Genomic DNA, 4697 nt, shown 5'->3' with positions numbered 1-4697 from the left:
AGAGCGCTTGGCTTTCGCGGCTCTGTTTGTTGGGCGTACAACATTCGGTGCAGGTCTGTCAGGCAATAATATTGAAGAACAACGGACTAAACCCTCTCCACGACGATCTTCGAGTTCGAACTCGCCACGATGTCGGCCGAGAAGGAGGTGGTCCGGCAGGGCGCGCATCCGTAGTCCACGAAGTCGATGATCTTGACGGGTTCTGTTAGGGCAAAATCGGCCGACAACGCGATCGCGGCGAGAGTGTGGAGGATTCAGGTCATCTTCGGCTTCACCTTGTTCGTGTGAATGCTATGGACGAAATCGCCGCGCGACGTCAACCTGTTCCATGTATATGGATTTCGCTCCGGGAGAATTCGATTGAATCCTTTTAAGGTTCTTGATCTGCCGACCACGGCGACGGCTGACGATGCCAAGGCCCGCTTCCGGCATCTGGTTAAGGAGACCCATTCAGACAAGACCGGCCGCCGCGTCGACGGCGCATGGCTAGCGAGCATCAAGCAGGCACGCGACAGCATCGTGAAGCTTCGTGACGAGGAGGCATCTCCCTGCGGGACGGCTAAATCACGATCCAGCGTCGAATCTGGGTTCAGTAGATCCCGCAAGAAATCCCCAGTCCGCCGTGACCGCAGGATTGAGATGAACATCCCGTTGGCCGACGCCCTTCGCGGCGGCGGCGTTAGGATAAGGGGCGCTTCCCGCACCTGTTTGACATGTGAGGGGGCAGGAAAGATCAGAACCAGCCATCGGGTCCCCTGCGAGACCTGCGGTGGGCGCGGAGTCTCGGCGACGGCGGCAAGGGGCCGCCTTCGTATATTTGCCGAATGCTCGGACTGCGGAGGTACCGGAAACGCCACCAAGTACAGCTGTCCGGAGTGCGGGGGTTATGGGGCGGTGTCGTTCGGATCTGGCGAGATCGCCATTCCTCCAGGTACGCGGGACGGTGATCTGTTTATGATTAGGGGCGGGGCCTCGGATCCCGAAAAGAACGTGATCGGCGATCTGGAGGTCGTTATCAAGCTCCTCATGCCTTCCCGGGATGTCAAGATTTCCGGAGATGATGTCTATTGCAGGCTGCCGCTTGAGGTTTGGGACGCTTCTTTGGGATGTACCGTCTCCTTCCCCGCTCCGGACGGCATCGAATACACCGTGACCGTCCCCGCTGGAACCAGCGGCACCGACAGGTTGCGACTGAAGGGTCTAGGTCTTGTTCGTGAGGACGGGCGCGGTGACGTGGTGCTGATTCCGACTATCAAGATGCCGGACGTTTCAGACGCTAACGTTCGGCGCGCGCTCGAGGCGCTGAAAAAAAACGCCGAGGGTTGATCTGGTCAGGCGGCCTTTTTAGTCTTGAGCGTGTAGCCCGTCTTTTCCAGTAGATCCTGCGGAATGACGTTCGGCAGACCCATCAGGATGAGCGCCTCTTGCTTAATGCCGACTTCCTTACAGAAATCGACCAGAGCGTCCTTGTCCTTGTTGTCGAACCATGCGGCGATTCGGGCCTTGCCGTTCCGACAAGTCGGCATTTTGTCGCCTTCGTTCGTGCCTGCACGGCTCTTCTTCCTCTTGACAAAGCGATCTCTGGAGACCTTCAGGATGGGCTTCCTTCCGTACATACCCACGCCGTAGTTCACCGCCTCGGCGATGATCTCTTGGATGCTGATCTTGCCCGTGTCCTGAAACAGGTGTGCCGCCTGTATCAGCGAGGGATCGTCCCAGGCTCCTATCTGTTTCTTGTTCAGTCTGCTGGGGGGCGTGGTCGGGGTGCGCATGAACGTGTCCGCTCTGTAATGTTGTCATTGCCCGGGTTCACGGGATCCTATTGTTGACAATACACCTTCCCCCCCGCAGGGTCAAATGCTCTGCGGGGATTCGTCCTGAACCGCTCAGGCGGTGCCCAGCCACGAGCGCAGTTGTCCCTCGGTCATTCCGCCCGCGCGCTGGTCTGTGGCCTCCCCGTTCTTGAATACGACGAAGGTCGGGACGGAGCGTACCGCGTATTTCGTCGCGAGGTCCTGAGCTTCCTCGATGTCGATCTTCACGACTTTAGCAACCTCGCCGTCGATCTTATCGAGGGTCGGTGCCATCGCCTTGCAGGGGCCGCACCACTGGGCGTAGAAATCGACCAGGACGATGTCCGACCCGTTGATTTCGGCGTTGAGTTCCGCTTCATTCGTCACGCTCATTTTCATCTCCGTTTGGCGTTTTCGAGCTTGAGATGCTGTCACGTTCCCGCGCTTGAAAAAACTGCGCCGGTGGTGCGGCGTGGATTGTTCATTTCCGCGCCGCCGCTTAGGGTTGATTGATAGCAAACACGAAGGCGGCCGGGTGATGTATGGCGAGTGGACGCGATTTGCGAGTGCGCGCTCGAATATTTGGAATTCTTAGCCCCAAACAAGTTGTCGAGGCGCGGTTTCTGCTCGAAAGGTGGAAGAATTGAGCGATCGTCGTCTCGTCTGGTTCTCTCGCGCCCTAACTCCGCATTCCGGGGACAGCCCACACAGATTCCCTCTGGAAGTACTGCATCACGTCGACGCGAACGTCGTCTGTCAGGCGTCTCTGCCATGGTCCGGAGTGGAGCAGGGCGAATACGGTCGTGATCTTGAGCCTCGCGGCTTTCGCGACCTCAATGAACGGTTCGACATCAATTTGCGTGAGCATTCGCTTTGATTCTTCGCGTCCCACGCCCGTGACGAACGAGAAGGCCGCAACGGTGTCCGCAAAGCGCTCCGCGTTCGCCGAGTTGATGATGTCGCGTTCAGTCACCGTTCCGTTTTCGAACATTTCCTCATACTTCTGGAAAGCTGTCTCGAAATCGTACTGGCTCAGCCAGTATTCGCCCGTTATCTCCTCCGCCATCTTCTGCGAGGCTACGGGCAGGAGACTGAGGTCGTCGAGCGCGCCTTGCGCCACCAGGCGATGTCGGATGGAAACCACGGCGATAGACACCAGCGTGAAGATGTCATCGTCGCTCATGTCGTAGCGATCCGCGAGGGCGGATTGCATCTCCTCGTCACCCTTCGCCGTTTCCAGGAGTTTCTTGAAGCCCTGGTCGGAGATGTCTGTGGTCCTGTTCGAAGCCACCTTCACCTGAACGTCCCTGTTGCCGTACTCGATCAGGGTGTCCGAAATGCTGACGGGCAGTCCTTCGCGCTGGGCGATGGCGATGCGATGCCTGTTGCCCTTGGTCTTCGCGATCCGAATGATTTCCTCGGCAGACAGGACGGTCGACTTCCTCAGAACTGGGGCAGCGACCTCTGGATCGTCATTGGCTAGCGTGATAATCGTATTTTCCGGAGCGTGGCTCAGGACGCTCAGCCTCTTTGCGACCTCGATCCTGACCTCGACGTTAATCATCTCGACGAGTTTCATGAGCTTGGACATTTCGATGTCGATGCGTCGCATGAAATCAGGGGAACAGGTTTCGGAGTTCTTGGAAAACAATTCAGCCAGCTGCAAGGCCAGGCTGTTCGCCTTCTTTCGGTCCTGTTCCTTTGTTCCTTTCATTGGAATTCCTTTCTTGTGGACATCGTCCTTATTCCGAAAACCCCAAACGAATGGTTAAACTATCGGTTCAAATTCATTTGAACCGTGCACTGGAAGCCCCGTCCTTCAGAGTGGAGAAGACGTTAAAAATCAGAGAAATCGATTGAACGTAGCGACATCGCTGGCAAGCTCCAGTAGAACCGGGCGCCGCTTGCCGGACAGAGGACGGACCCTCTTTAGATTGGACTCCTTAACGAAACCGAGGTCGCCGACCTTCCGGCGGAACGAACTGTTATCGATCTTCGTTCCGATCACTGTCTCGTAAGCCTCGATCATCTCCGTATAGGTGAAGGGGGGCTCGAGCAGATGACACGGCAGAACCGAATAAGCGCCCTTTCCACGCAGACGCAAGACGGCCGTCTTCAGAATGAGGTCGTGATCGAACGGTAAGCCTGAAATCTCGTCGACTGGCCTAAAGGAAAGTCCATCGTGTCCCGCCCGAAGCGTGGCTGCGGGAACCAAGGCGATGTAGGCAATCGAGACCGACCACCCGCGAGGATCCCGGGCCGAACCGGAGAACGTTTGCAGTTGCTCGAAGTAAACGTCGGTCAACCCGGCCTTCTCCTCGAGGACGCGTTGGGCGGCTGACTCCGCCGTCTCGTCCTCGTCGACACGAACGAATGTGCCTACGATCGTCTCCGCCCCCTTGAAGGGCTCCGTCTTGCGCGGATACAGCGCCACTTGCAACTTTCCGTCGATGACGGTGACCAAGACGACATCGACCGTAACGATGGGGCGGTCGAATTCTCTATTTTCGGTGTTTGAGGTCATATCGAATCCCTGTGTTGACAATAAAATGACAGAATAAATTGTATTTTGCAAATTAAAAAGTGTGAGCTTGCGGGCACTAAGCAGGAGTGGCTTTGTCGCTATCTCCGCGGACATGTAAATTCGTGGAAACAACGAAGACCAACCCGGCGATCCGTTCTGTCAGTTAACGTCTTCCCCACCCTGAAGGTGAGGGATTTTTGGCAAAGCGCGGGCTTTCAGGGTGCGCGACGAGATTCGCGTTGCTTCGACGCGGACCATTGAAGGTCCAAGAGTAATCTTTGCGAGGGTTTGAAGCGGAATTGATTGAACGCAACGGTGAGGACGACCATGTGCACTACCCGCCAAAAGTATCGCTTGCACGTTTGGTGAACAGCTTGAAA

The 4697-nt window shown here is 56.7% G+C and carries 5 protein-coding genes and 1 pseudogene; 2 read left to right on the top strand and 4 right to left on the bottom strand.

The genetic code is table 11. The annotated features are described in order from the left end of the window. Window positions 1-360 precede the first annotated feature (360 nt). Entirely contained in the window at window positions 361-1326 is a 966-nt protein-coding gene (locus E1297_RS04140) for a DnaJ C-terminal domain-containing protein (RefSeq protein ID WP_196223187.1), read from the top strand. A gap of 5 nt (window positions 1327-1331) precedes the next feature. Here E1297_RS04140 and E1297_RS04135 read toward each other — a convergent pair whose 3' ends face one another. The 4 genes from E1297_RS04135 to E1297_RS04120 form a co-directional block, all read right to left on the bottom strand. Next, window positions 1332-1772, bottom strand: coding sequence for a hypothetical protein (locus E1297_RS04135; RefSeq protein WP_155134241.1), 441 nt, complete (start codon window positions 1770-1772; stop codon window positions 1332-1334). A 114-nt stretch (window positions 1773-1886) separates the two neighbouring features. Then, entirely contained in the window at window positions 1887-2186 is a 300-nt protein-coding gene (gene trxA / locus E1297_RS04130) for a thioredoxin (protein ID WP_209015636.1), read from the bottom strand. Between the two features lie 286 nt (window positions 2187-2472). Further along, window positions 2473-3507 carry a DUF2336 domain-containing protein gene (locus E1297_RS04125; protein WP_155134239.1) on the bottom strand — a complete coding sequence of 345 codons (1035 nt, stop codon included), beginning with the start codon at window positions 3505-3507 and terminating at the stop codon, window positions 2473-2475. 129 nt (window positions 3508-3636) lie between these two features. After that, window positions 3637-4317 (bottom strand): NUDIX domain-containing protein, encoded by a 681-nt coding sequence (locus E1297_RS04120; protein ID WP_155134236.1) that lies wholly within the window; start codon window positions 4315-4317, stop codon window positions 3637-3639. Between the two features lie 287 nt (window positions 4318-4604). On the opposite strand from E1297_RS04120, the pseudogene E1297_RS04115 reads away from it, so the two are divergent. Continuing rightward, window positions 4605-4697 (top strand): annotated as a pseudogene (locus E1297_RS04115) (IS200/IS605 family transposase); the annotation flags it as partial.

Source organism: Roseibium sp. RKSG952, from assembly GCF_009711355.1.
Note: the sequence above shows the minus strand (reverse complement) of the source record. Positions and strands in the feature narration are given on the sequence as shown.

Coding starts and splice junctions, on each gene's coding strand:
- E1297_RS04135 (WP_155134241.1), bottom strand. CDS start 1,772: ATGCGCACCCCGACCACGCCCCCCAGCAGACTGAACAAGAAACAGATA.
- trxA (WP_209015636.1), bottom strand. CDS start 2,186: ATGAGCGTGACGAATGAAGCGGAACTCAACGCCGAAATCAACGGGTCG.
- E1297_RS04125 (WP_155134239.1), bottom strand. CDS start 3,507: ATGAAAGGAACAAAGGAACAGGACCGAAAGAAGGCGAACAGCCTGGCC.
- E1297_RS04120 (WP_155134236.1), bottom strand. CDS start 4,317: ATGACCTCAAACACCGAAAATAGAGAATTCGACCGCCCCATCGTTACG.